This is a genomic window from Kitasatospora sp. NBC_01287 (assembly GCF_026340565.1).
Lineage (GTDB): Bacteria > Actinomycetota > Actinomycetes > Streptomycetales > Streptomycetaceae > Kitasatospora.
In genome coordinates this window covers 3,222,043-3,246,458 of sequence record NZ_JAPEPB010000001.1, presented here as the reverse complement: position 1 = coordinate 3,246,458, position 24,416 = coordinate 3,222,043, and the positions used below count along the sequence as shown (strand labels likewise).

Below are 24,416 nucleotides of genomic sequence, written 5' to 3'. Positions count from 1 at the left end.
GTGCTGTCAGACTGGGGGATCCGCGGGAGCGGCGCGCCCAGCCTGCCGGGCCCGCGGGTCCCAGCCAGTCGCGACGTGGGAGGGTCCCGTTGAGTTCCGCCACCAAGGACGCTGCCGGTCAGAGCACCACCGGACAGAAGAGCGCGGCCGCGCCGCGCGGCGCGCGCGCCACGACCGCGCCCCGCGGCGGGGCCGGGCGCCGCCCCGGGCACAACCGCGGGGCCGAGCCGGCCGAGCTGCGCAAGCTGCTCGGCGCGCTGACCGCGATGCGCGACGGCAACTTCCGGCGCCGCCTCACCGTGCCGGGCGACGGTCCGATGGCTGAGATCGCCGCGATGTTCAACGAGGTGGCGGAGCGCAACCAGCACCTGACCGGCGAGCTGGCCCGGGTGCGCCGGGCGGTCGGGCGCGAGGGCCGGCTGACCGCCCGGCTGGAGAACGGCGCGGGCGAGGGCGCCTGGGCCTCGGCGGTGGACAACTGCAACGCGCTGATCGACGACCTGGCCCGCCCGATGGCCGAGGTCGGCCGGGTGCTGGCCTCGATCGCCGAGGGTGACCTCGACCAGCGGATGGAGTTGCGCTCCAACCAGCCCGACGGCGGCAGCCACCCGCTGCGCGGTGAGTTCCTCAAGGTCGGGCGGACCGTCAACGGACTGGTCGACCAGCTCTCCGAGTTCACCGACGAAGTGACCCGGGTGGCCATCGAGGTGGGCACCGAGGGCAAGCTCGGCGGCCAGGCCCGGGTCCGCTCGATGTCGGGCAGCTGGAAGGACCTGGCCGACTCCGTCAACACCATGGCGGGCCGCCTCACCGCCCAGGTGCGCAACATCGCCGAGGTGACCACGGCGGTGGCCAAGGGCGACCTCTCGCACAAGGTCACGGTCGACGTGGCAGGCGAGATGCTGGAGCTGAAGAACACCGTCAACACGATGGTGGACCAGCTGAATTCGTTCGCCGCGCAGGTGACGCGGGTGGCGCGGGACGTGGGGACCGAGGGGCGCCTGGGTGGTCAGGCGCAGGTGCCGGGGGTCGCGGGGGTGTGGCGCGATCTGACCGATTCGGTGAACTTCATGGCGAACAACCTCACCGATCAGGTGCGCAACATCGCGCAGGTGACCACGGCGGTGGCGCGCGGTGACCTGTCGCAGAAGATCGAAGTGGATGCCCGGGGCGAGATCCTGGAGCTGAAGAACACCATCAACACCATGGTCGACCAGCTCTCCGCCTTCGCCGCGCAGGTGACGCGGGTGGCGCGGGACGTGGGGACCGAGGGGCGCCTGGGTGGTCAGGCGCAGGTGCCGGGGGTCGCGGGGGTGTGGCGCGATCTGACCGATTCGGTGAACTTCATGGCGAACAACCTCACCGATCAGGTGCGCAACATCGCGCAGGTGACCACGGCGGTGGCGCGCGGTGACCTGTCGCAGAAGATCCAGGTGGATGCCCGGGGCGAGATCCTGGAGCTGAAGAACACCATCAACACCATGGTCGACCAGCTCTCCGCCTTCGCGGACGAGGTGACCAGGGTCGCCAGGGACGTCGGTACCGAGGGCATCCTCGGCGGCCAGGCCAGCGTGCCGGGGGTCTCCGGCACCTGGAAGGACCTCACCAACAGCGTCAACCTGATGGCCAACAACCTGACCAGCCAGGTGCGCAACATCGCCGAGGTGACCACGGCGGTGGCGCTCGGCGACGTCTCCAAGAAGATCACCGTCGACGCGCGCGGCGAGATCCTGGAACTGGTCACCACCGTCAACACCATGGTCGACCAGCTGAGCGCGTTCGCCGACGAGGTGACCCGGGTGGCCCGCGAGGTGGGCACCGAGGGGATCCTGGGCGGCCAGGCCCGGGTGCGCGGGGTCTCGGGCATCTGGAAGGACCTGACCGACAACGTCAACTTCATGGCGTCCAACCTGACCAGCCAGGTGCGCAACATCGCCGAGGTGGCCACCGCGGTGGCCCGCGGCGACCTCTCGAAGAAGATCACCATCGAGGCGCAGGGCGAGGTCGCCGCGCTGGCCGGCACCCTCAACACGATGGTCGACCAGCTGAACGCCTTCGCCGTCCAGGTGACCCGGGTGGCCCGCGAGGTGGGCACCGACGGCATCCTCGGCGGCCAGGCGGACGTGCCGGGCGTGGCCGGCATCTGGAAGGACCTGACCGACAACGTCAACCAGATGGCCAACAACCTGACCGGCCAGGTGCGCAACATCGCCCTGGTGATCACGGCGGTGGCCCGCGGCGACCTGTCCCAGAAGATCGACGTGGACGCCCGCGGCGAGATCCTGGACCTGAAGACCAGCATCAACACCATGGTGGACCAGCTGAGTTCGTTCGCCGATGAGGTGACCCGGGTGGCCCGCGAGGTGGGCACCGACGGCCGGCTCGGCGGCCAGGCCCGGGTCCCCGGGGTGGACGGCACCTGGCAGGACCTCACCGAGGGTGTGAACGAGCTCGCCAACAACCTGACCCGGCAGGTGCGCGCGATCGCCCAGGTGGCCACCGCCGTGACCCGCGGCGACCTGTCCCTGCGCATCGACGTCGACGCCTCGGGCGAGATCGACGAGCTCAAGGACAACATCAACCAGATGATCGCCAACCTGCGCGAGACCACGCGCACCAACCAGGAGCAGGACTGGCTGAAGACCAACATGGCCCGCTTCTCCGGCCTGCTCCAGGGCCGGCGCGACCTGGAGGCGGTCGCCTCGCTGATCATGTCGGAGCTGACCCCGGTGATCTCCGCGCAGCACGGCGCCTTCTTCCTGGCCCAGCCGGCCGGCCGGACCGCCGAGATGATCACCGAGGACGACGACGAGTCGGACACGGTGCTGCGCCTGATCGGCTCGTACGGCTACCAGCGCCGCTCGATGCCCACCACCTTCCGCCCCGGTGAGTCGCTGGTCGGCCAGGCCGCGGTGGAGAAGCGCCCGATCAGCCTGACCGAGGCGCCCCCCGGGTACCTGCGGATCTCCTCCGGCCTCGGCGAGGCCTCACCGGCCCATGTGGTGGTGCTGCCGGTGCTCTTCGAGGGCCGGCTGCTCGGGGTGATCGAGCTGGCCACCTTCAGCGCCTTCACCACCGTGGTGATGGACTTCCTGAACCAGATCGCCGACCTGATCGGCGTCACGGTCAACACCATCAGCGTCAACACCAAGACCGAGGGGCTGCTGCTGGAGTCCCAGCGGCTGACCGCCGAACTCTCCATGCGCTCGGCCGAGTTGGAGGCGCGCCAGGAGGAGCTGGAGCGCACCAACGAGGAGCTGCAGGAGAAGGCCGAGCAACTGGCCCAGCAGAACCGCGACATCGAGATCAAGAACAGCGAGATCGAGGAGGCCCGCAAGGTCCTGGAGGAGCGCGCCGAGCAGCTCGCCCTCGCCTCGCGCTACAAGAGCGAGTTCCTCGCCAACATGTCGCACGAGCTGCGCACCCCGCTCAACTCCCTGCTGATCCTGGCCAAGCTGCTCTCCGACAACAACGAGGGCAACCTCTCCTCCAAGCAGGTCGAGTTCGCCGACACCATCCACGGCGCCGGGTCCGACCTGCTGCAGCTGATCAACGACATCCTCGACCTCTCCAAGGTCGAGGCCGGCAAGATGGACGTCCGCCCGGCCAAGATCGCCCTGGTCCAGCTGACCGACTACGTCGAGGCGGCGTTCCGGCCGCTGACCGCCGACAAGGGCCTGGAGTTCACGGTCACCGTCTCGCCCGAGCTGCCGCCCACCCTGCACACCGACGAGCAGCGGCTCCAGCAGGTGCTGCGCAACCTGCTCTCCAACGCGGTGAAGTTCACCGACTCCGGCGCGGTGCACCTGGCCATCGAGCCGGCCCGCCCGGTGGTGCCGCAACACGTGCGCGAGCAACTGCTGGAGTCCGGTCAGATCGACGACCCGGACGCCCAGTTGGTGGCCTTCTCGGTGACCGACACCGGCATCGGCATCCCCGGCAACAAGCTGCGCGAGATCTTCGAGGCGTTCAAGCAGGCCGACGGCGGGACCAGCCGCAAGTACGGCGGCACCGGCCTGGGACTGTCCATCAGCCGGGAGATCGCCCGGCTGCTGGGCGGGGAGATCCACGCCGAGAGCGAGTTGGGCGAGGGCAGCACCTTCACCCTCTACCTGCCGCTGCACAGCGGGGCCGCGGAGGGCCAGCCGGAGCGCGAGCGGCCGGCGGGCGGGGCGGCGGGCGGCGGCCGGCTGCGGGCCGCGGTCGGCATCACCCCCACCGGGCTGCCGGTGCCGGTCGGTGAGAACCCGGCCGACCACTGGGCCCAGGAGGTCCGCGAGCTGGCCGAGGAGCGGCGCCGGGACGCGGCCGAGCGCCGGCGCTCGGCCCTGGACGCCGAGGCGGCGCCCGGCCCGCGCGCCGAGGAGCTGCCGGCGCCCCGGGCCGGTGCGGGGCCGCAGTTCCAGGGCCGGTTCGACGGCGAGGAGGTGCTGATCGTCGATGACGACGTGCGCAACGTCTTCGCCCTCACCAGCGTGCTGGAGCAGTACGGACTGACCGTGCTGTACGCGGAGAACGGCCGCGAGGGCATCGAGATGCTCGAACACCACGAGGACGTGGCCCTGGTGCTGATGGACATCATGATGCCGGAGATGGACGGCTACGCGACCACCGAGGCGATCCGCCGGATGCCCAACTTCGCCGGGCTGCCGATCATCGCGCTGACCGCCAAGGCGATGAAGGGCGACCGGGAGAAGAGCCTCGCGGCGGGCGCCTCCGACCACGTGACCAAGCCGGTGGACACCGACCACCTGCTCGGTGTGATGCGGCAGTGGCTGGGGGCGCGCGGCGAACTCGCCTAGTGCCGCGTCAGGCAACTCTTGCGCGACGGGGCGAAGCTTGCCCGACGCGGCACTAGGGTCTGTCGGACAGGCCCTGGGCCCGCTCCGGACCCGGCGCGAGGACACCGGCGTTTACTGGCGGGCCGGGCCGGGAACCCGCTAGGGTCACTCATCGTTGCGAACAGTAACCGGATGGCGACGGTGCGCAGGTGTGCGCGCCGGGGTCACCGGTGCGGCAGGCACTCGGGTGCCCTGTTGCGACCATCCGATAGGGCAGGGCTTGGGGGTGCGGCTAGCATGACCGGGTCGGTGGCAGGCGGTACACAGGTGCCGGTACGCGGCAAACAACCGGGCTATCCGGCAGGAGGGCGGGTCGTGGTGCAGAAGGCGAAGATCCTCCTGGTCGACGACCGACCGGAGAACCTACTGGCGTTGGAGGCCATCCTCTCGGCGCTGGATCAGACGCTGGTCCGCGCCGCCTCGGGGGAGGAAGCGCTCAAGGCGCTGCTCACCGACGACTTCGCGGTGATCCTGCTGGACGTCCAGATGCCGGGGATGGACGGGTTCGAGACCGCGGCGCACATCAAGCGCCGCGAGCGCACCCGGGACATCCCGATCATCTTCCTGACCGCGATCAACCACGGCCCGCACCACACCTTCCGTGGCTACGCGGCCGGCGCGGTGGACTACATCTCCAAGCCGTTCGACCCCTGGGTGCTGCGCGCCAAGGTCTCCGTCTTCGTCGACCTCTACGTGAAGAACTGCCAGCTCAAGGAGCAGGCGGCGCTGCTGCGGCTGCAGTTGGACGACGGCCGGCAGGCCGACAGCCGCCAGGGTGACGGGCGGCAGGGCGACGCGCGCCAGGGCAGCGGCAGCGCGGAGCCGCTGCTGGCCGAGCTCTCCGCGCGGCTCGCCTCGGTGGAGGAGCAGGCCGAGGCGCTCACCAAGCAGTTGGGCGACTCGCCCGAGACCGGGGCCGCCGCCACCGCGGCCCAGCTGGAGCGCAAGCTGGCCGGCCTGCGGGCCGCCCTGGAGGCGCTGCGGCCGGGTGCCGACTCCGCCTGAGCCCTGTCCTGCCCGGGCTCGGCCGGTCAGGTGAATCAGCGGCCCGCTGACGGTGTGTCGACCGGCCGCGACGACACGCCGGGGGCATGACGGTCGGTCATGTGTCCAGCGCTCAGGGCCGCCGGTAGGCTCTGGGCCATGGCCTCACGGACGCCCGGCAGCACGGCACGCACCTCGAGTCCGGGACCGGCGAAGAAGGCCGCCCCGGCGAAGAAGGCTCCGGCCCGCAAGGCGTCGGCCAAACCACCCGTCAAGAGCGCGCCGGCCAAGGCGGCCGCCAAGAAGGCTCCGGCGAGGACCGCACCGGCGAAGAAGGCGATCGCCGCCCCGCCGAGTGCCCCCGCGCCCAGGCCGAAAGCCAGGCAGCCGATACTCTTCCGCGCCGTGCGGGCCTGCTGGCTCGGCCTGGCGCACAGCGTGGGCGCGCTCTTCCGCGGTTTCGGCGACGGCGCCAAGGGCCTGCACCCGGCCCATCGCAAGGACGGCGTGGCGCTGCTGCTGCTGGCCCTGGCCCTGGTCACCGCCGCCGGCACCTGGTTCAGCCCGCAGGGCTGGCTGGGCGACGCCGCCACCGCCGTGGTCAGCGGCCTCTTCGGCCGGCTGGCGGTGCTGGTCCCGCTGCTGCTGGCCGCGATCGCGGTCCGGCTGATGCGCCACCCCGGCCTGCCGGAGGCCAACGGCCGGATCGCGATCGGCCTGAGCACGCTGGTGATCGGGGTGCTGGGCCTGGTCCACATCGGCTGCGGCGCCCCCGGGATGCAGAGCGGGGCGACCCGGATCCGCGACGCCGGCGGCATCCTCGGCTGGGCCGCCTCCACCCCGATGATGGCCGCCGCCGGTCCGCCGCTGGCCGTCCCGCTGCTGCTGCTGCTCTCCTTCTTCGGCCTGCTGGTGGTCACGGCCACCCCGGTCAACCGGATCCCGGAGCGGCTGCGGCTGCTCGGCGAGCGGCTCGGCGTGCTGGAGGCGACCGCGCACGAGGCACCGGACGAGCTGGACGAGTACGGCGAGCCGTACGCCACCGGCGAGCGCGAGCTGTCCACCGAACCGCCGGAGGACGCCGACCCAGACGCGCTGCCCTACACCGTCGAGGAGGACCCGCACGACGAGGTCGGTGCCCGGCGCCGGCGCGGGCGCCGCAAGCAGGTGGACGAGCCGGAGCTGGCGCCCGCCGTCCCCGACATGTTCGTCAAGGACCCGTTCCAGACCCGCGACCTGGCCGCCGGAGTGGCCGCCGACCTGGACGGCGCGCTGCTGCACGGCGTGCCGGCCTCGCCCGCGGTGGCCAGCATCATGCACCAGGTCCAGGACCGCACCGCCCCGCCGGAGGAGGCGGCGGTGCCACCGGCCCGCACCGCGGCGCCCGGCGAGCCCGCCGCGCCGGCCGGGCACGGCCCCGCGCCGGTCCGGATGGAGCAGCTCCAACTGCTCGGCGGCGGCGGTTACACGCTGCCCCCGCTGGACCTGCTGGAGCGCGGCGGCCCCGGCAAGACCCGCAGCGCGCTCAACGACCAGGTGGTCGCCCAGCTCACCTCGACCTTCGCCGAGTTCAAGGTGGACGCCAAGGTCACCGGCTTCACCCGGGGCCCGACGGTCACCCGCTACGAGGTGGAGCTCGGCCCGGCGGTCAAGGTCGAGCGGATCACCGCGCTGGCCAAGAACATCGCCTACGCGGTGGCCAGCCCGGACGTGCGGATCATCAGCCCGATCCCCGGCAAGTCCGCGGTCGGCATCGAGATCCCCAACGGTGACCGCGAGATGGTCAACCTCGGCGACCTGCTGCGCTCGCGCAGCGCCGCCGAGGACACCCATCCGATGGTGGTCGGCATGGGCAAGGACGTCGAGGGCCACACGGTGCTCGCCAACCTGGCCAAGATGCCGCACATCCTGGTCGCGGGTGCCACCGGCGCGGGCAAGTCCTCCTGCATCAACTGCCTGATCACCTCGGTGCTGGCCCGGGCCACCCCCGACGAGGTCCGGATGGTGCTGGTCGACCCCAAGCGGGTCGAGCTGACTGCCTACGAGGGCATCCCGCACCTGATCACACCGATCATCACCAACCCGAAGAAGGCGGCCGAGGCGCTGCAGTGGGTGGTCCGCGAGATGGACCTGCGCTACGACGACCTGGCGGCGTTCGGCTTCCGGCACGTGGACGACTTCAACGCGGCGGTGCGGGCCGGCAAGGTGACCCCGCCGCTGGGCAGCGAGCGGGAGCTGAGGCCGTATCCGTACCTGCTGGTGATCGTCGACGAGCTCGCCGACCTGATGATGGTCGCGCCGCGCGACGTCGAGGACTCGGTGGTCCGGATCACCCAGCTGGCCCGCGCGGCCGGCATCCACCTGGTGCTCGCCACCCAACGGCCCTCGGTGGACGTGGTGACCGGCCTGATCAAGGCCAACGTGCCCTCCCGGCTGGCCTTCGCCACCTCGGCGATGGCCGACTCCCGGGTCATCCTGGACCAGCCCGGCGCCGAGAAGCTGATCGGCAAGGGCGACGCGCTCTTCCTGCCGATGGGCGCGAGCAAGCCGGTCCGGATGCAGGGTGCCTTCGTCACCGAGGCCGAGATCGCCGCGCTGGTGCAGCACTGCAAGGACCAGCTGACCGCGGTGTACCGCGACGACGTCACGGTCGGTGGCGGTCCCAAGAAGGAGATCGACGAGGAGATCGGCGACGACCTGGACCTGCTCATCCAGGCCGCCGAACTGGTGGTCTCCACCCAGTTCGGCTCGACCTCGATGCTGCAGCGCAAGCTTCGGGTGGGCTTCGCCAAGGCCGGGCGGCTGATGGACCTGATGGAGTCCCGCGGCATCGTGGGGCCCAGCGAGGGCTCCAAGGCCCGGGACGTCCTGGTCAAACCGGACGAGTTGGACGGAGTGCTGGCCATCATCCGCGGGTAGCGCTCCGAGCGGGTCCCAGCGGCCCCGCGAGGCCGTTTGGCACCGCGACGGACGGTGCGCGTTCGGTCGAACTCCGGTTGAGAAACGATTCACCCGCACCCCTAGACTGATCTCTCAGCAGGTCGCCTCCGCTCGAAAGGCGCGCCCAGTGACCACCGGCAAGTCTTCCCGCCGCGACAACCGCCGATCCTCCGACGCCGCCGGCCCGGCCGAACCCCAGCCGACCGGGCAGGCCGGCACGCCGGCCATCGGCCGGGTGCTGGCCGAGGCCAGGCTCGCCGCCGGGCTGACGGTGGACGAGGTGAGCGCTCGGACCAGGGTCCGGGTCCCGATCGTGCACGCGATCGAGGAGGACGACTTCAGCCGCTGCGGCGGCGACTTCTACGCCCGCGGCCACCTGCGCGCGCTGGCCCGCGCGGTCGACGCCGACGGCGACGCCCTGGTGGCCCGCTACGACGCGATCCACGGCACCGAGCCGGTCCAGCTGGCCCCCGTGGCCACGCTGGACTCCCGGCGGATCCGGACGGGCTCGGGCCGCCCGAACTGGACCGCCGCGATGCTGGTGGCCATCGCCGCGGTGGTCCTGCTGATCGGTTTCAACCTGGTCAGCGGCAAGTCCGGCCGGGCCGCGGTGGGCTCGGCCAGCTCCCCGCTGCCCAGCGCCACGGTGTCGGCCTCGCCGAGCCCCACGCCAGCCCAGCCGCCCGCGCCGGCCCCCAGCGTCGCCCCGATCGCGGCCGCCCCGGCCGACAAGGTCACCGTCAAGCTGGTCGCCGACAGCGGCACCAGCTGGATCTCGGCCGCCGACAGCGATGGCAAGTCGCTCTTCCAGAACAACCTCGACCAGGGTCAGGACCAGACCTTCACCGACCCCAGGTCGATCAAGCTGGTGATCGGCAACGCGGCCGCCGTGCACCTGTACGTCAACGGCAAGGACCTGGGCCCCGCCGGCAAGGACGGCCAGGTGGTGCACCTCACCTACACCCCCGGCGACCCGCAGGCCGGCTAGCCGCCAGGGCGTCCGAGGACCCCTGATCACCGCCGCGCGGCCTCCGGGGGAAACGGCACCGGGGGCCGCGCGTTAATCTTGGCCCTATGCCTGAACGCCGTACTGTCGCCCTGGTCACGCTCGGATGCGCCCGCAACGAGGTCGACTCCGAGGAACTCGCCGGGCGACTGGAGGCCGATGGCTGGCAACTGGTCGACGACGCGAGCGAAGCCGATGTCGCCGTCGTCAACACCTGCGGCTTCGTCGAAGCCGCCAAGAAGGACTCGGTGGACGCCCTGCTGGAGGCCAACGACCTCAAGGGCCACGGTCGCACCCAGGCCGTGGTCGCGGTCGGCTGCATGGCCGAGCGCTACGGCAAGGAGCTCGCCGACGCGCTGCCCGAGGCCGACGGTGTGCTCGGCTTCGACGACTACGCCGACATCAGCGACCGTCTGCAGACCATCCTCTCCGGTGGCCACCACGCCGCCCACCTGCCGCGCGACCGCCGCAAGCTGCTCCCGCTGACCCCGGTCGAGCGGCAGGCCGCCGCGGCCGAGGTGGCGCTGCCGGGCCACGGCGCGCCCCAGGACCTGCCCGAGGGCCTGGCCCCGGCCTCCGGCCCCCGCACCCTGCGCAAGCGGCTGGACGACAGCCCGGTGGCCTCGATCAAGCTCGCCTCCGGCTGCGACCGGCGCTGCTCCTTCTGCGCCATCCCCGCCTTCCGCGGCTCCTTCATCTCCCGCCGCCCCTCGGACGTGCTGAACGAGGCCGTCTGGCTGGCCGGGCAGGGGGTCAGCGAGGTGGTGCTGGTCAGCGAGAACAACACCTCCTACGGCAAGGACCTGGGCGACATCCGCCTGCTGGAGACGCTGCTGAGCGAGATCGCCGCGGTGCCCGGCATCGAGCGGGTCCGGGTCAGCTACCTGCAGCCCGCCGAGATGCGCCCCGGCCTGGTCGAGGCGATGACCTCGACCGACGGCGTGGTCCCGTACTTCGACCTCTCCTTCCAGCACTCGGCGCCCGCCGTGCTGCGCCGGATGCGCCGCTTCGGCAACACCGAGCAGTTCCTGGAGCTGCTGCGGACCATCCGCGAGAAGGCGCCGCAGGCCGGCGCCCGGTCCAACTTCATCGTCGGCTTCCCCGGCGAGAGCGAGGCGGACTTCGCCGAGCTGGAACGGTTCATCACCGAGGCGGGGCTGGACGCGATCGGCGTCTTCGGCTACTCCGACGAGGACGGCACCGAGGCCGCGACCTTCGAGGGCAAGCTCCCCGAGGACGTGGTCGCCGAGCGGTTGGCCAGGCTGACCCGGCTCGCCGAGGAGCTGACCGCCCAGCGCGCCGAGCAGCGGATCGGCACCGAGGTGCTGGTCCTGGTGGAGGCCGTGGCCGCCATCGAGGGCGGCGACGAGGACGACGAGGAGCTGCTGATCGAGGGCAGAGCCGCCCACCAGGCGCCGGAGACCGACGGCCTGACCGTGCTCACCGGTGCGCCCGAGGCCGAGGTCGGCCAGTACTACCGGGCCCGGGTGGTGGCCAGCGAGGGCGTGGACCTGGTCGCCGAGGCGATCGAGCTCGTCCGTACGGCGGCCGCGGCATGACCGGCGGGCCGGGCAGCCCGGCAGCGGCGCGCCCGGCCCGTCCGGGGGCGGTGCCGACGGCGGTGGTGCCATCGCTGTGGAACCTCGCCAACCTGCTGACCATGCTGCGTCTCGCCCTGGTGCCGGTCTTCGTGGCGCTGCTGCTGGTGGACGGCGGGCACAACCCCAAGTGGCGGGCGGTGGCCTGGGCGGCCTTCGCGATCGCCATGATCACCGACCTGTTCGACGGCGAGATCGCCCGCCGCAAGGGCCTGGTGACCGACTTCGGCAAGATCGCCGACCCGATCGCCGACAAGGCGATCATGGGGGCCGCGCTGATCGGCCTCTCGGCGCTCGGCGACCTGCCGTGGTGGATCACCGTGGTGATCCTGGCCCGCGAACTGGGCATCACCCTGCTGCGCTTCTGGGTGATCCGCTACAGCGTGATCCCGGCCAGCCGGGGCGGCAAGCTCAAGACGCTGACCCAGGGGATCGCGGTGGGCATGTACGTGCTGCCGCTGACCGGCTGGCTGGCGACCGCGCGGCTGGTGCTGATCCTGCTGGCCGTGCTGATGACCTTGGGCACCGGGGCCGACTACGTCGGCCAGGCGCTGCGGCTGCGGCGTGAGGGACGGGCCAGGGAGCGGGAGGGGCGATGACGGAGTTCGTCCCGGCGGCCGAGCGGGTGCACGCCGAGCTGCGCGCGATCGGCGCCACGGTGGCGGTCGCCGAGTCACTGACCGGCGGTCTGCTGGCCGCGTGGCTGGTGGAGGTCCCCGGTGCCTCGCAGACCTTCCGCGGCTCGGTCACCGCCTACGCCACCGAGCTGAAGGCCTCGGTGCTGGGCGTGGACGAGGGGCTGCTCGCGGTCGAGGGGCCGGTGCACCCGGTGGTGGCCCGCCAGATGGCCGAGGGGGTGCGCGCTCTGCTGGGTGCCACCTACGGGCTCTCCACCACGGGGGTGGCCGGGCCGACCGAGCAGGACGGCCGCGCAGTCGGCACAGTACACCTCGGATTCGCCGGTCCGGGGGGAACTGCCGTGAGATCGCCCCAGCTGTCCGGGGACCGTGCCACAATCCGACGCAAGGCCGCGGCCGGGGCCCTGGAACTGCTGTTGGACCGGTTGGCCACCGAGGAGAACGCCGTCGGCACCACGGGTGTCAGCTGAACAACGCCTGAACAGGCAGAATCCGGGGAACCTCTCATCAGGAGGGGCGTGCCGGCGCCCGGGGCGGGAAGAACAGGGGAGGGGAGAGGCTTGCAGCCCAGAGTGAACACGACCACGGTCCCCGCACACGAAGCGGGCAAGGCGGTACGGTGGGGTCGTGACATCTCGATCCGCAGTCCGAGGAGGGAGCCACCGATGATCCTGCTCCGTCGCCTCTTGGGTGACGTGCTGCGTCGGCAGCGCCAGCGCCAGGGCCGCACACTTCGCGAGGTGTCGGCCGCCGCACGAGTGTCGCTCGGTTACCTCTCCGAGGTCGAGCGCGGGCAGAAGGAGGCGTCCTCCGAACTGCTCTCGGCGATCTGCGACGCACTGGACGTCCGGATGTCCGAGGTCATGCGCGAGGTGAGCGACGAGCTGTCGCTGGCCGAGCTGGCCGCGATGTCGACGCTCTCCGAGGACGGCATGCTGCGTCCGGTGCTGGAGCCCGTGCCGTTGCCGGCCCCGGGCGACCGGATGAGCTCGATCACTCCCAAGGCCGCGGCTGTGGACGTCGTCGCTGCCTGACCTCGCCCTGCACCGGGGGGCCGAGAGAAGGAGTCACGCGTGCACCGCTCGCCGCAGGGCGGGCCTGCGGGCCGAATAGGCCGAGGCAGCCGACGAGGTCATACGTTCTTGCGCGGCCTGCGCCGCTCGGTGCGGGCCGTGCTGCTCGCCGCTGTGGCGATCGGCGTGCTCTGCTGCTGGCTGCTGCCGGCCGGGGCCCGTCCTGGTGGCTCGGATGCCCTGCTGGCGCTGCTCACCCTGGGTGGCTGGGGCCTGGGCGTCCTGCCGCTGCACACCGACCGGCAGCCGGTGCGTCCCAGGCGGCGGCTAACCGCGCAGGCGCAGGCCGCGCGGGGTGGGGTGGAAGCCCCCCTCCTCCAGGACGAGGCCGAGCGCTGAACCGAGCGCGCTCGCGCCGTTCGCCCGCTCCACGGTCAGGCCGCTCAGCCGGCCGCGCCGCACCGCCTCGGTCAGCGCTCCGACCGCCGCGGTCAGCTCCGGCTCCCCTTCGGTCCAGCAGAGCAGTGACTTGCCGCCGCGCTCCAGGTAGAGCGCGAGTTCGCCGTCCACCAGGACCACCAGGGCACCGGCCTTGCGGCCCGGGCGGTGGGCGCCGCCCTGCTCGCCCGGCGGCTCGGGCCAGGGCAGCGCCGCCCCGTAGGCGTTGGCGGGGTCGGCCGCCGCCAGTAGCTGGGCCTGCGGGCCGGTGGCCTGACCGGGCTGACCGGGCTGACCGGGCTGACCGGCCGGGCCCGTGGCGCCGCCCGGCCAGTCGGTGCCGGCCCGCTCCAGGCGGCCGCTGACCGAGCGCAGCCGGTCCGCCGCGCCCTCCATCGCGAACTGCGCGCCGCCCAGCCCCTCGACCAGGTAGCCGCGCCGGGCCCGGCCGCGCTCCTCGAAGGCGGAGAGCACCCGGTAGACCGCCGCGAAGCCGCCCTGGATCCGCTCGGCCTGCACGGTGCCCCGGGTGAGCACACCGTGCCGGTCCAGCAGCACCTGGGCCTGGGCGGCGGCGCGGGCGGTCGGTTCGGCCGGGGCGGCCAGCAGCGACCAGCGCCCGCCCACCGTCGGGTCGGCGGGACGGGCCGGGGTGCGGCCCAGCGCGCCGTAGCGGCCGCGGGGGACGCTACGCGGCGCGCGGTGCGCGGTGGCGCCCGCGGTGCGGGCCGAGCCGAGCAGGGCGCGCACCGGGCCGAGGGTGTCATTGGTGACCCGGCCGGCCCAGACCAGGTCCCACAGCGCGGTGACGAGCTCGCCTGGGGCCTCGTCCGGCAGTTGCCCGCGCAACTGCTCGAACAGGACTCCATAGCCACTGGAGAGCGCCTTGAGGATCGCTTCGTGCCGGGGGGTGAGGGTCAGCGGGAGCGGATCGGGGCGCAGCAGGTCGGCGTTCTCGGTCAGGTGCAGGCTGATCCAGCCGTCCTTCCCCGGCAGCGCACCGGCGCCCGACCAGCCGATCTCCCCGTCGGCCATCAGCTTGTCCAGCAGGGCGGGCTGGTAGTCGCTCAGCCGCCCCGGCAGCACCAGCCGCTCCAGCGCGGAGGCGGGCAGCGCGGCCCCCTGGAGCTGCTCGACGACCCGGAACAGGCCGTCCTCGCCGCGCAGCTGATGGCCGGTCAGGTGCTGCCACTGGGGCAGGAAGGCGGCCAGCGCGCGGGGTGGCACCGCCTCCACCTCCTGGCGCAGCGCGGCCAGCGAGCGGCGGCGCAGCCGGCGCAGGTTCTGCGCGTCGCACCACTCGGTCTCGCCGGTGCCGCCCGCCTCGGCGGGGCGGAACTCCCCCTGGACCAGGCGGCCGGTGGCCGTCAGCCGCTGCAGGGCGCCGACGACCACGGCGGTGCCCAGGCCGAAGCGGGCGGCGGCCCGCTGCGCGGTGAACGGACCGTTGGTGCGGGCGTACCGGGCCAGCAGATCGCCGAGTGGATCCTTGACCGGCTCGGTGAAGGCCTCGGGGATGCCGACCGGCAGCGGGGTGCCGAGCGCGTCGCTGAGCCGCCCGGCGTCCTCGATGGCGGCCCAGCGCTGCTCACCGGCGATCCTGACCTCGATGGCCCGCCGGGCGCGCTGGAGTTCGGTCGGCCAGTGCGGTTCGGCGCCGCGCAGGGCCAGCTCGGCGGAGCCGAGCGGGCCGAGCAGGCGCAGGGCGTCGGCGACCCCCTCGACGTCCTTGATCCGGCGCTCCGGGGTGAGCCGCCGCAGTTCGGCCTCCAACTCGGCCAGCACCGCCGGGTCGATCAGCTCGCGCAGCTCGGCCTGGCCGAGCAGTTCGGCCAGCAGCCGGGAGTCCAGTGCCAGCGCGGCGGCCCGGCGCTCGGCGAGCGGGGAGTCGCCCTCGTAGAGGAACTGGGCGACGTAGCCGAACAGCAGCGAGCGGGCGAAGGGGGAGGGCTCGGGGGTGGTCACCTCGACCAGCCGTACGGCGCGCGACTCCAGGTCGCGCATCAGCTCGACGAGACCGGGCAGGTCGAAGACGTCCTGCAGGCACTCGCGGACGGCCTCCAGCACGATCGGGAAGGAGCCGAACTCGCCGGCCACCTCCAGCAGCTGGGCGGCCCGTTGGCGCTGCTGCCAGAGCGGGGTGCGCTTGCCGGGGCTGCGCCGGGGCAGCAGCAGCGCGCGGCCGGCGCACTCGCGGAACCGGGAGGCGAAGAGCGCGGAGCCGCCGACCTGGTCGGTGACCAGCTGCTCGATCTCGGCGGGGTCGAAGAGGGCGGTGTCGGCCCCGACCGGCGCCTGGTCGGGTTCGGGCAGGGGGGCGTCGGGGCTCGGGAAGTCGAGCAGGTCGACGTCCGGCAGCCGCAGCACGATGCCGTCGTCGCCGTGCATCACCTGCGGGTCCAGGCCGTGGCGCTCGCGCAGCCGGGCGCCCAGGGCCAGCGCCCAGGGGGCGTGCACCTGGGCGCCGAAGGGGGAGTGGATGACGATCCGCCAGTCGCCGAGCTCGTCGCGGAAGCGCTCGACCACGATGGTGCGGTCGTCCGGTAGGTGGCCGGCGGCCTGGCGCTGTTCGGCCAGGTAGCCGAGCAGGTTGCCGGCAGCCCAGTCGTCCAGCCCGGCACTCAGCAGGCGGGCCCTGGCCTCGGGCTCGGGCAGGCCGCCCAGCTCGCGGACGAAGGCGCCCAGTGCCCGGCCCAGCTCCAGCGGGCGGCCCAGGGAGTCGCCCTTCCAGAACGGCAGCCGCCCCGGCACCCCGGGGGCCGGGGTGACCAGCACCTTGTCATGGGTGATCTCCTGGATCCGCCAGGAGCTGGTGCCCAGGGTGAAGACGTCGCCGACCCGGGACTCGTAGACCATCTCCTCGTCCAGCTCGCCGACCCGGCCGCCGCCCTTCTTCGGGTCGGCGCCGGCGATGAAGACGCCGAACAGGCCTCGGTCGGGGATGGTGCCGCCGGAGGTGACGGCCAGGCGCTGGGCGCCGGGGCGGCCGGTGACGGTGCCCGCCACCCGGTCCCAGACCAGCCGGGGGCGCAGCTCGGCGAAGGCGTCCGAAGGGTAGCGGCCGGCCAGCATGTCGAGCACCGAGTCGAAGGCGGACTGCGGCAGGGCGGCGAACGGGGCGGCCCGGCGGACCAGGGTCAGCAGCTCGTCCACGTCCCAGGTGTCCAGTGCGGTGATCGCGACCAGCTGCTGGGCCAGCACGTCCAGCGGGTTGCGCGGGACCCGCAGGGCCTCGATCAGCCCGGCCCGCATCCGCTCGGTGACCACGGCGGACTGCACCAGGTCGCCGCGGTACTTGGGGAAGACCACGCCGGTGGAGACGGCGCCCACCTGGTGCCCGGCGCGGCCGACCCGCTGCAGGCCGGAGGCGACCGAGGGCGGCGACTCGACCTGGACCACCAGGTCGACCGCGCCCATGTCGATGCCCAGCTCCAGGCTGGAGGTGGCCACCACGGCGGGCAGCCGGCCGGCCTTCAGCTCCTCCTCCACCAGGGCGCGCTGCTCCTTGGAGACCGAACCGTGGTGGGCCCGGGCCAGGATCGGTGGGGCGCCCCTGGCCGCGCCCGCCTCGGCCATCAGCTGGGCGGGGGCGTGCGACTCGGGCAGTGGGCTGCCGGTGGCGCGCTCGTGGGCGATCTCGTTCAGCCGGTTGCACAGGCGCTCGGCCAGCCGGCGGGAGTTGGCGAAGACGATGGTCGAGCGGTGCGCCTGGACCAGGTCGACGATCCGCTCCTCGACGTGCGGCCAGATCGAGGCGGACCTGGCCGGGTCGTCCTCGGCGGCGCCGGCGGCCGCCGCCGGGGCGGGCGCGAGCTCGGCCAGGTCGGCGACCGGGACCACCACGGAGAGGTCGAAGCGCTTGGCCGAGGGCGGCTGGACGATGGTGGCGCCGCGCTGCGGGGAGAGGTAGCGGGCCACCTCCTCGACCGGGCGCACCGTGGCGGACAGGCCGATCCGGCGGGCCGGGCGCTCCAGCAGCTGGTCCAGCCGCTCCAGGCTCAGCGCGAGGTGGGCGCCGCGCTTGGTGCCGGCCACCGCGTGCACCTCGTCGAGGATCACCGTGTCGATGCCGCGCAGCGCCTCCCGGGAGGCGGAGGTGAGCAGCAGGAAGAGGGACTCGGGGGTGGTGATCAGGATGTCGGGCGGGTGGCTCTGGAACCTGCGCCGGTCGGCCGCGGGGGTGTCGCCCGAGCGGATGCCGACCTGCACCTGCGGCTCCGGCAGGCCGAGCCGGGTCGAGGCCTGGCGCAGGCCGGCCAGCGGTGCGCGCAGATTGCGCTCGACATCGACCGCCAGGGCCTTCAGCGGGGAGATGTAGAGGACCCGCAGGCGCCTGCGGGGCTCGGCCGGCGGCGGGGTGCTGCTGAGGTGGTCCAGCGCGGACAGGAAGGCGGCCAGCGTCTTGCCGGAGCCGGTGGGGGCCACCACCAGGACGTCGCTGTGCTCGCGGATGGCCGCCCAGGCGCCGGCCTGGGCGCTGGTCGGGCCGTCGAAGGCGGACTCGAACCAGGCCCGGGTGGCCGGGGCGAAGCCGGCCAGCGGGTCGGGGTGGGGTCGCTGTTCCGCCATGCCCCCAATGGTGCCCTGCGGCACTGACAGTGAGGGCGACTCGGAGGACAAAGCGGGTACCGCCGGATGGCTGCGAGGGAAGGTCATAAAAGGCGCAAACAAGATATTCCGCTCATATCGTGATGCTTCGTGCGGTGCGCGTGGGCCGCCCGAGGAGCGGAGGACATCCGATGGCCGAGGTGCGGCTGGTCTCCCGCCGTCCGCTGCGCCGCCGGGCGCTGCTGCTGCGCAGCTCACCGGCCGTGCTCGCGGCGGCCCTGCTGCTGGGCGGCGCCGTCCCCTACCTCTCCGGGACGGAGCGCGGCTACCTCAGCTACCTGGTGCTGGCCGACCGGCAGGACGCGCAGGGCGCCGCCGCCGCGCAGAGCGCCGTCCGCGCGGTGGGCGGCCAGGTGGTGCAGGGCTATCCGCAGATCGGCGCGGTGCTCGCGTACGCCAACGACGGGCGGTTCGCCGGGCGGCTGCGCAGTCGTCCGGGCATCGCCGCCGTCGGGGCCACCAGGACCGCCCCGGTGCCCGGACCGCCCGGGGCGCTGGCCGGCTCCGGGGACTTCCGCCGCCCTGGCGCCGACGCGGCCGAGCGGGGCGCGCGGGGGGAACGAGCTGCGCGGGTCGAAGGGGACAGCACGCCGACCGTGCCCGATCCGGGGGAGGGCGGCGGCTGGAACCTCGCGATGATGGGCGGCCCGCCGGCCCAGGCCGCCCCGGCCGCGCTGGTCGCCACGTCCGGGGCGGGCGCGGTCCGGGAGGCCGCCCGGGAGGCGGCGCTCCACCAGGTCCTGGTCGCGGTGCTGGACTCCGGGGTCGACGACACGCACCCGGACCTGCGTGACGCGGTCAGCCCCGCCGACTCGGCCTCCTGCGCCGACGGCCGCCCGGACGCCAGGTTCGGCGCCTGGCGTCCGGACAGCGGGGTCGCCGAGAGCGGCCACGGCACCCACGTGGCCGGGCTGATCGGCGCGGCCCGCGACGGCCGCGGGGTGGTCGGGGTGGCCCCCGGGGTGCGGATCGCGGCCGTGCGGCTGCTCGGCCCGCTCGGGCAGTACTACCCGGAGAACATCGTCTGCGGGCTGCTCTGGGCCGCCGACCACGGCGCGGTGGCGGTCAACAACAGCTACTTCGCCGATCCGTGGAAGTACAACTGCCCCGAGGACCCGGACCAGGGTGCGATGCTCCGGGCGGTGGGCCGGGCGGTGGCCTACGCCCAGCGCCGGGCGCTGGTGGTCGCCTCGGCCGGGAACGACGCGCAGGACCTGGCGGCGCCCAGGGTCGACGAGCGCAGCCCCAACGACCGGCTGACCGGGCCGGCCCAGGACCGCCGGCTGGGCACCGAGTGCCTTCGGCTGCCCGGCGAGCTGCCAGGGGTGCTGCCGGTCAGCGCGGTCACCAGGACCGGCGCGATCGCGGCCTACTCGAACTACGGCGACGGGCGGATCGCGCTGGCCGCCCCCGGCGGCGACCCGGACGGCGGCCCGGGTGAGGCGATCGTCTCGGACTGGCCCGGCGGGAAGTACGCGGCGCTGGCCGGCACCTCGATGAGCGCCGCGCACGTGACCGGGGCGATCGCGGTGGCCGCCGCGCTGCACCCGGGGTGGGGCCCGGACCGGCTGCGGGAGCTGCTGCTGGCGCAGGCCGGGGCGAACTGCCTGATCGGCCCCGGCCTGTGCCGGGAGCGGCGCGGCTACGGCGCCGGGATCGTCGCCCTGCCGCACTGAGCCGCGCTGAGCCGCACTGAGCCGCACTGAGCCGCACTGTGCCGCGCTGTGCCGCGAGGGTGCGCCGAGCCGCGCGGCGCGGGTCGCGGGGGGCCGCGGCGGGCGGGCGATACTGGGCGGCATGAGGCTGACCGAGTTCTGGCGACGGATGGACGAGCACTTCGGGTCGGCGTACGCGCAGTCGTTCGCCCGGGACCACGTGATGAGCGAGCTGGGCGGCCGTACCGTGCACCAGGCGCTGGAGGCGGGCTGGGAGGCCAAGGACGTCTGGCGGATGGTCTGCCAGGTGGTGGGGGTGCCGGCGCGGCTGCGCTGAACCGGTCCCGCCCTCGCCCGGACGCCGCGGGCAGCGGTTCCGGCTCGGGGGATGGCGTGCGAATAGAATCGAACAAACGTTCCCTATACTGGTTTCCCGGCGAGTTTTCCACAGGCCGAGCCCGTTCGGGGCGGATTGTCGGTGGGACGCGCTAGCGTCGAGGACGATGAAGCGCACAGCACAGAACCCGAGGGTGGAAGCCATGGCAGGGACGGACCGCGAGAAGGCTCTTGAGACCGCACTCGCCCAGATTGAGCGGCAGTTCGGCAAGGGTTCGGTGATGCGCCTGGGCGACCAGTCCCGTGCCCCGATCGATGTGATCCCCACCGGGTCCACCGCGCTGGACGTGGCGCTCGGCGTCGGCGGGCTGCCCCGCGGCCGGGTGGTCGAGATCTACGGCCCGGAGTCCTCCGGCAAGACCACGCTGACCCTGCACGCCGCGGCCAGCGCGCAGAAGCTCGGCGGCACCGTCGCCTTCGTCGACGCCGAGCACGCGCTGGACCCGGAGTACGCCCGCAAGCTCGGCGTCGACACCGACGCCCTGCTGGTCTCCCAGCCGGACACCGGCGAGCAGGCGCTGGAGATCACCGACATGCTGATCCGTTCCGGCGCGATCGACCTGATCATCATCGACTCGGTGGCGGCGCTGGTCCCGCGCGCCGAGATCGAGGGTGAGATGGGCGACTCCCACGTGGGTCTGCAGGCCCGCCTGATGAGCCAGGCGCTGCGGAAGATCGCCGGTGCGCTGAACCAGTCCAACACCACCGCGATCTTCATCAACCAGCTCCGCGAGAAGATCGGCGTGATGTTCGGCTCGCCGGAGACCACCACCGGTGGCCGGGCGCTGAAGTTCTACGCCTCGGTCCGCCTGGACATCCGCCGGATCGAGACCCTCAAGGACGGCACCGAGGCGGTCGGCAACCGCACCCGGGTCAAGGTGGTCAAGAACAAGGTCGCCGCGCCGTTCAAGCAGGCCGAGTTCGACATCCTCTACGGCCACGGCATCAGCTGGGAGGGCGGCCTGATCGACATGGGTGTCGAGCACGGCTTCATCCGCAAGGCCGGCGCCTGGTACACCTACGAGGGCGACCAGCTCGGCCAGGGCAAGGAGAACGCCCGCAACTTCCTGCGGGACAACCCGGCGCTGGCCGAGGAGATCGAGAAGAAGATCAAGATCAAGCTCGGCATCCTGGTCGACCCGGACGCGCCGGTCGAGGCCGCAGCTCCGGCCGCCGACGCGGACGGCGCGGTCAAGCCGATCACCGCCACCGCCACCGCCACCGCCACCGCGACGAAGGCGGCGCCGGCCAAGAAGGCAGCGGCGGCGAAGGCCTGATCGGCTGATGAGGAGCGAGCCGGGGGGCGAGTCGGCGCAGTCGGGCGACTGGGGGCCGCGCGACTGGTGTGCCAGCGGCATCGGGGGCGAGAGCGTCGAGCCCGCCCCCGAGCCTGCCGCAGGTCGGCCGCGCCGTGCCGCCCGGGCGGCTGCCGAGCCGCGGCCCTCGTCCGAGCGGCGGGAGGCGGGGGCCGGGTGGCCCGCCGCGGACCGTCCACCCCTCGGCGGCCCGCCGCAGGGCTGGCAGGTCGAGGTCAAGGGGGAGCAGGAGGGCGAGCGCCCGGACTGGGTGGTGGACACCGCAGAGCGGGGGGCGCCCGCCGAGCCGCCGGCAGCGCCCGCTCGCGCGAGGGGCGGCGTGGCTCGCGGCGGTTCCACCGGGCGCGGCTCGGGGGCGCGTGGTTTCGGCGAGCGCGCGGGGGGCGCGCGGGCGGGGGGCGCGGCGCGCGAGACGCGTGAACCACGCGAGTCGTATGAGCCGCGAGAGGCGAGGGTGCCCCGCGAGCCCGGGCGGTCGAGCCGCTCGCGCTCGGCCGGGGCGCGCGCGGCTGCGGAGCGGGCGGCGGCCGAGCAGGATCCGGCGGCCCGCGCCAGGGACATCTGCCTGCGGTTGCTCACCGGCACCCCGCGCACCCGCAAGCAACTGGGGGACGCGCTGCGCAAGCGGGAGATCCCGGAGGAGGTCGCCGACGAGGTGCTCTCCCGCTTCGAAGAGGTCGGCCTGATCGACGATGCCGCCTTCGCCGCCGCCTGGGTCGAGTCCCGGCACGCCGGTCGTGGGTTGGCCCGCCGCGCGCTGGCCCAGGAGCTGCGCACCCGGGGCGTGGCCGGCGCCCTGGTCGAGGAGGCGGTCGCCCAGCTCGACCCGGAGGAGGAGGCCGCCACCGCCAGGGCCCTGGTCGAGCGCAAGCTGCGCACCACCGCGGGCCTGGAGCGGCAGGCCAGGATGCGCCGCCTGGTGGGCATGCTGGCCCGCCGCGGCTATCCGGAGGGTCTCGCCTTCCGGGTGGTGCGCGAGGTGCTGGACGCCGAGGGCGAGAGCACCGAGGAACTGGAGGACTGGTCGCTCGGCTGAGCGGCCACCAGGCCCCCGCGCGCCGGACTTCTCGGCGGCCCTCAGACCACCTGCTCGGCTCCCGCCAGCGGGGTCGGGCCGCCGCGCACCCCGTCGGCCAGCGCCTGCAGGTCCTCCGCCTTGCAGCCCTGGGTGACGCCGACCAGGTGCCCGTCCGGGCGGATCAGCAGCACGGTGTGCGCCCCCGCCCCGGGGTACTCCTCGGTGACCAGCACCTCGGCCGGCACCGGCAGCGCGTCCGCGACCTCGGCCAGCCGCGGCATCAGTCCGGCGCCCATCCAGCGCTCGGCCGACCAGACGGCCGTGCCCGGGGCCACCAGCAGCAGCAGGAAGGTCGCGCCGAGTCGCGCGTACAGCTGATCGGTGGCGCCCTCGGCGGTGACCACCGGGAGGTCGGGGACCAGCACCCCGGGCGCGGTGGCCGGCAGCTGCTCGCTCAGCGCCGTGCCCCGCCCGGCCCCGCGCTGCACCGGCAGGCCGCCGGCCCGCCCCGGCACTCCCGAGGGCGCCGCCGGATAGGCGGGCGCGCCGCCGAACCGCCCGGTGCCGAGCAGCCCGTCGGTGAGCAGCGGCGCGTGCTTGCGGAACGAGCCGGTGAGCAGCGAGCGCCTGGTCTGCTGCCAGCCGCGCAGCGGGCGCAGCAGCGGCATCGCCTGGTCCACCGCGCGAAGCCGGGCACCGACGGCTCCGCGCCGCTCCGCCTCGTACCCGTCCAGCAGCGAGCCGCCGGACCGCGCCCCGCCGACCTGCGGGTCCTCCCGGCTGAAGGCCGGCGGGAGGTGCCAGGCGACGGCCAGCCGCCAGGCCAGGTTGTCCACGTCGCGCAGCCCGTCGGCCAGGTTCTGCATGCCGAGGGCGCCGTGCAGGTGGGCGGCGTCGCCGGCCAGGAAGCAGCGGCCGCTGCGGAACCGGGCGGCCAGCCGCTGCTGGGCGGTGTGGTCGGCGGCGGCCAGCAGCTCGTAGCGCGGCAACTGGCCGCACCAGCCGGTCAGCGTCGCCTTGACCCGGGTGAGCAGGGTGTCCCCGGTGACCAGCCCGGGCCAGGTGGCGTGCGGGTCGACCGGCTCGCTGGGCACCGGCCGGCCCAGCGGCAGCCGCCAGTCCAGGCGCCACAGGCCGTCCGGTAGCGGGCGGGCCGAGGCCTCGCGGTCCCCGCGCCACGGCGGTTCGCGGTGCAGCCGGGCCTCGCCGGGGAAGGGCAGGTCGACCCGGACGGTGGCGATCGCGTGCCGGTCCACCGCCGGGCGGCCCGGGAACCGGATGCCCAGCAGCTTGCGCACCGCGGACCTGGCCCCGTCGCAGCCGACCAGGTGGCTGGCCCGCCACCAGGTGTCGGTGCCGTCCTGCGGGTGGCGGCCGCGCACGCTGACCCCGTCCCGGTCCTGGTCGATCTCCTCGACCCGGGAGTGCGGCACCAGCTGGATCAGGTGGGTCGCGGTGGCCGCGTCGCGCAGCCCGCGCTGCAGCCGGTGCTGGGGCAGGTGCAGCACCGGGTGGTCCGTCAGATCGAGGTCCAGCACCTGCTGGCGGCGGCGCCAGACGCTCAGCCGCTCCCAGCGCGCGGCGTCCGAGGCGGCGCGCAGGTAGCCCAGCCGCTCCAGGAAGGCGGTGCTCTCCGGTCCGAGCACGGCGCTTCGCGGCCCCTCGGGGCAGACCCCGCTGCCCTGGTCCAGGACGATGCTCGGCACCTCGTGGCGGGCCAGCGCCAGCGCCAGCGCCAGGCCCACCGGACCGGCGCCGACCACGATCACCGGGTCCACGGACGGCCTCCGCACCGCGCGTGGGGGCAGGTCGCAGGCGAACCGGTGGTGAGGGAGGCAGCGCAGGTCCCGGGTGGTGTCACGAAGAGCAATGCAACAGAGTGCCTGGGAGTCCGTCAAGCAGCGGCCGGTGTGCGCCGGTTCGCGCCGCGGCGCCCGGGCGGCCCGATCCGGCGGACGGGCGCGG

15 protein-coding genes are annotated in these 24,416 nt (G+C 73.9%); 13 read left to right on the top strand and 2 right to left on the bottom strand.

The annotated features are described in order from the left end of the window. The first annotated feature begins 266 nt into the window (after nt 1-266). From OG455_RS13510 to OG455_RS13470, 9 genes are all read left to right on the top strand, one after another. Nucleotides 267-4,802: a hybrid sensor histidine kinase/response regulator gene (locus tag OG455_RS13510; protein WP_266300763.1), complete on the top strand. Its 4,536-nt coding sequence runs from the start codon at nt 267-269 to the stop codon at nt 4,800-4,802. A gap of 354 nt (nt 4,803-5,156) precedes the next feature. After that, nucleotides 5,157-5,846, top strand: a complete 690-nt coding sequence (locus tag OG455_RS13505) for a two-component system response regulator (RefSeq protein ID WP_266293421.1) — start codon at nt 5,157-5,159, stop codon at nt 5,844-5,846. Nucleotides 5,847-5,984: 138 nt separating this feature from the next. Next, nucleotides 5,985-8,744, top strand: a complete 2,760-nt coding sequence (locus OG455_RS13500; protein WP_266293419.1) for a DNA translocase FtsK — start codon at nt 5,985-5,987, stop codon at nt 8,742-8,744. A gap of 148 nt (nt 8,745-8,892) precedes the next feature. Next, a complete protein-coding gene (locus OG455_RS13495) occupies nt 8,893-9,753 on the top strand; it encodes a helix-turn-helix domain-containing protein (protein WP_266293417.1) in 861 nt (286 codons plus the stop codon). A gap of 86 nt (nt 9,754-9,839) precedes the next feature. Next, the gene (gene rimO, locus OG455_RS13490; protein ID WP_266293415.1) at nt 9,840-11,330 is read left to right on the top strand and encodes a 30S ribosomal protein S12 methylthiotransferase RimO; all 1,491 of its coding nucleotides are present in this window, start codon (nt 9,840-9,842) and stop codon (nt 11,328-11,330) included. Further along, nucleotides 11,327-11,968 carry a CDP-diacylglycerol--glycerol-3-phosphate 3-phosphatidyltransferase gene (gene pgsA / locus OG455_RS13485; RefSeq protein WP_266293414.1) on the top strand — a complete coding sequence of 214 codons (642 nt, stop codon included), beginning with the start codon at nt 11,327-11,329 and terminating at the stop codon, nt 11,966-11,968. Before rimO ends, pgsA begins: the two co-directional genes overlap by 4 nt. After that, nucleotides 11,965-12,477, top strand: coding sequence for a CinA family protein (locus tag OG455_RS13480; protein ID WP_266293413.1), 513 nt, complete (start codon nt 11,965-11,967; stop codon nt 12,475-12,477). Before pgsA ends, OG455_RS13480 begins: the two co-directional genes overlap by 4 nt. 195 nt (nt 12,478-12,672) lie before the next feature. Further along, a complete protein-coding gene (locus OG455_RS13475) occupies nt 12,673-13,041 on the top strand; it encodes a helix-turn-helix domain-containing protein (RefSeq protein WP_266293412.1) in 369 nt (122 codons plus the stop codon). 108 nt (nt 13,042-13,149) lie between these two features. Continuing rightward, nucleotides 13,150-13,419 carry a hypothetical protein gene (locus OG455_RS13470; protein WP_266293410.1) on the top strand — a complete coding sequence of 90 codons (270 nt, stop codon included), beginning with the start codon at nt 13,150-13,152 and terminating at the stop codon, nt 13,417-13,419. Here the strand turns inward: OG455_RS13470 and OG455_RS13465 are convergent. Further along, on the bottom strand, nt 13,348-18,027 hold the full coding sequence (locus tag OG455_RS13465; protein WP_266293408.1) for an ATP-dependent helicase: 4,680 nt from the start codon (nt 18,025-18,027) through the stop codon (nt 13,348-13,350). The genes OG455_RS13470 and OG455_RS13465 overlap by 72 nt on opposite strands. 170 nt (nt 18,028-18,197) lie before the next feature. Between OG455_RS13465 and OG455_RS13460 the strand changes: the two genes are divergently transcribed. The 4 genes from OG455_RS13460 to recX all read left to right on the top strand — a co-directional run bounded on the left by OG455_RS13460 (nt 18,198) and on the right by recX (nt 22,469). Then, nucleotides 18,198-19,742: a S8 family serine peptidase gene (locus OG455_RS13460; RefSeq protein WP_266293406.1), complete on the top strand. Its 1,545-nt coding sequence runs from the start codon at nt 18,198-18,200 to the stop codon at nt 19,740-19,742. Between the two features lie 121 nt (nt 19,743-19,863). Next, nucleotides 19,864-20,058, top strand: a complete 195-nt coding sequence (locus OG455_RS13455) for a DUF3046 domain-containing protein (RefSeq protein ID WP_266293404.1) — start codon at nt 19,864-19,866, stop codon at nt 20,056-20,058. A 202-nt stretch (nt 20,059-20,260) separates the two neighbouring features. Continuing rightward, entirely contained in the window at nt 20,261-21,394 is a 1,134-nt protein-coding gene (gene recA, locus OG455_RS13450; RefSeq protein WP_266293402.1) for a recombinase RecA, read from the top strand. A 7-nt stretch (nt 21,395-21,401) separates the two neighbouring features. Beyond that, a complete protein-coding gene (gene recX, locus OG455_RS42070) occupies nt 21,402-22,469 on the top strand; it encodes a recombination regulator RecX (RefSeq protein WP_323185498.1) in 1,068 nt (355 codons plus the stop codon). 41 nt (nt 22,470-22,510) lie between these two features. Here recX and OG455_RS13440 read toward each other — a convergent pair whose 3' ends face one another. Continuing rightward, complete coding sequence (locus OG455_RS13440; RefSeq protein WP_266293400.1) at nt 22,511-24,229, bottom strand: FAD-dependent monooxygenase; 1,719 nt, start codon at nt 24,227-24,229, stop codon at nt 22,511-22,513. Between the last annotated feature and the right edge of the window lie 187 nt (nt 24,230-24,416).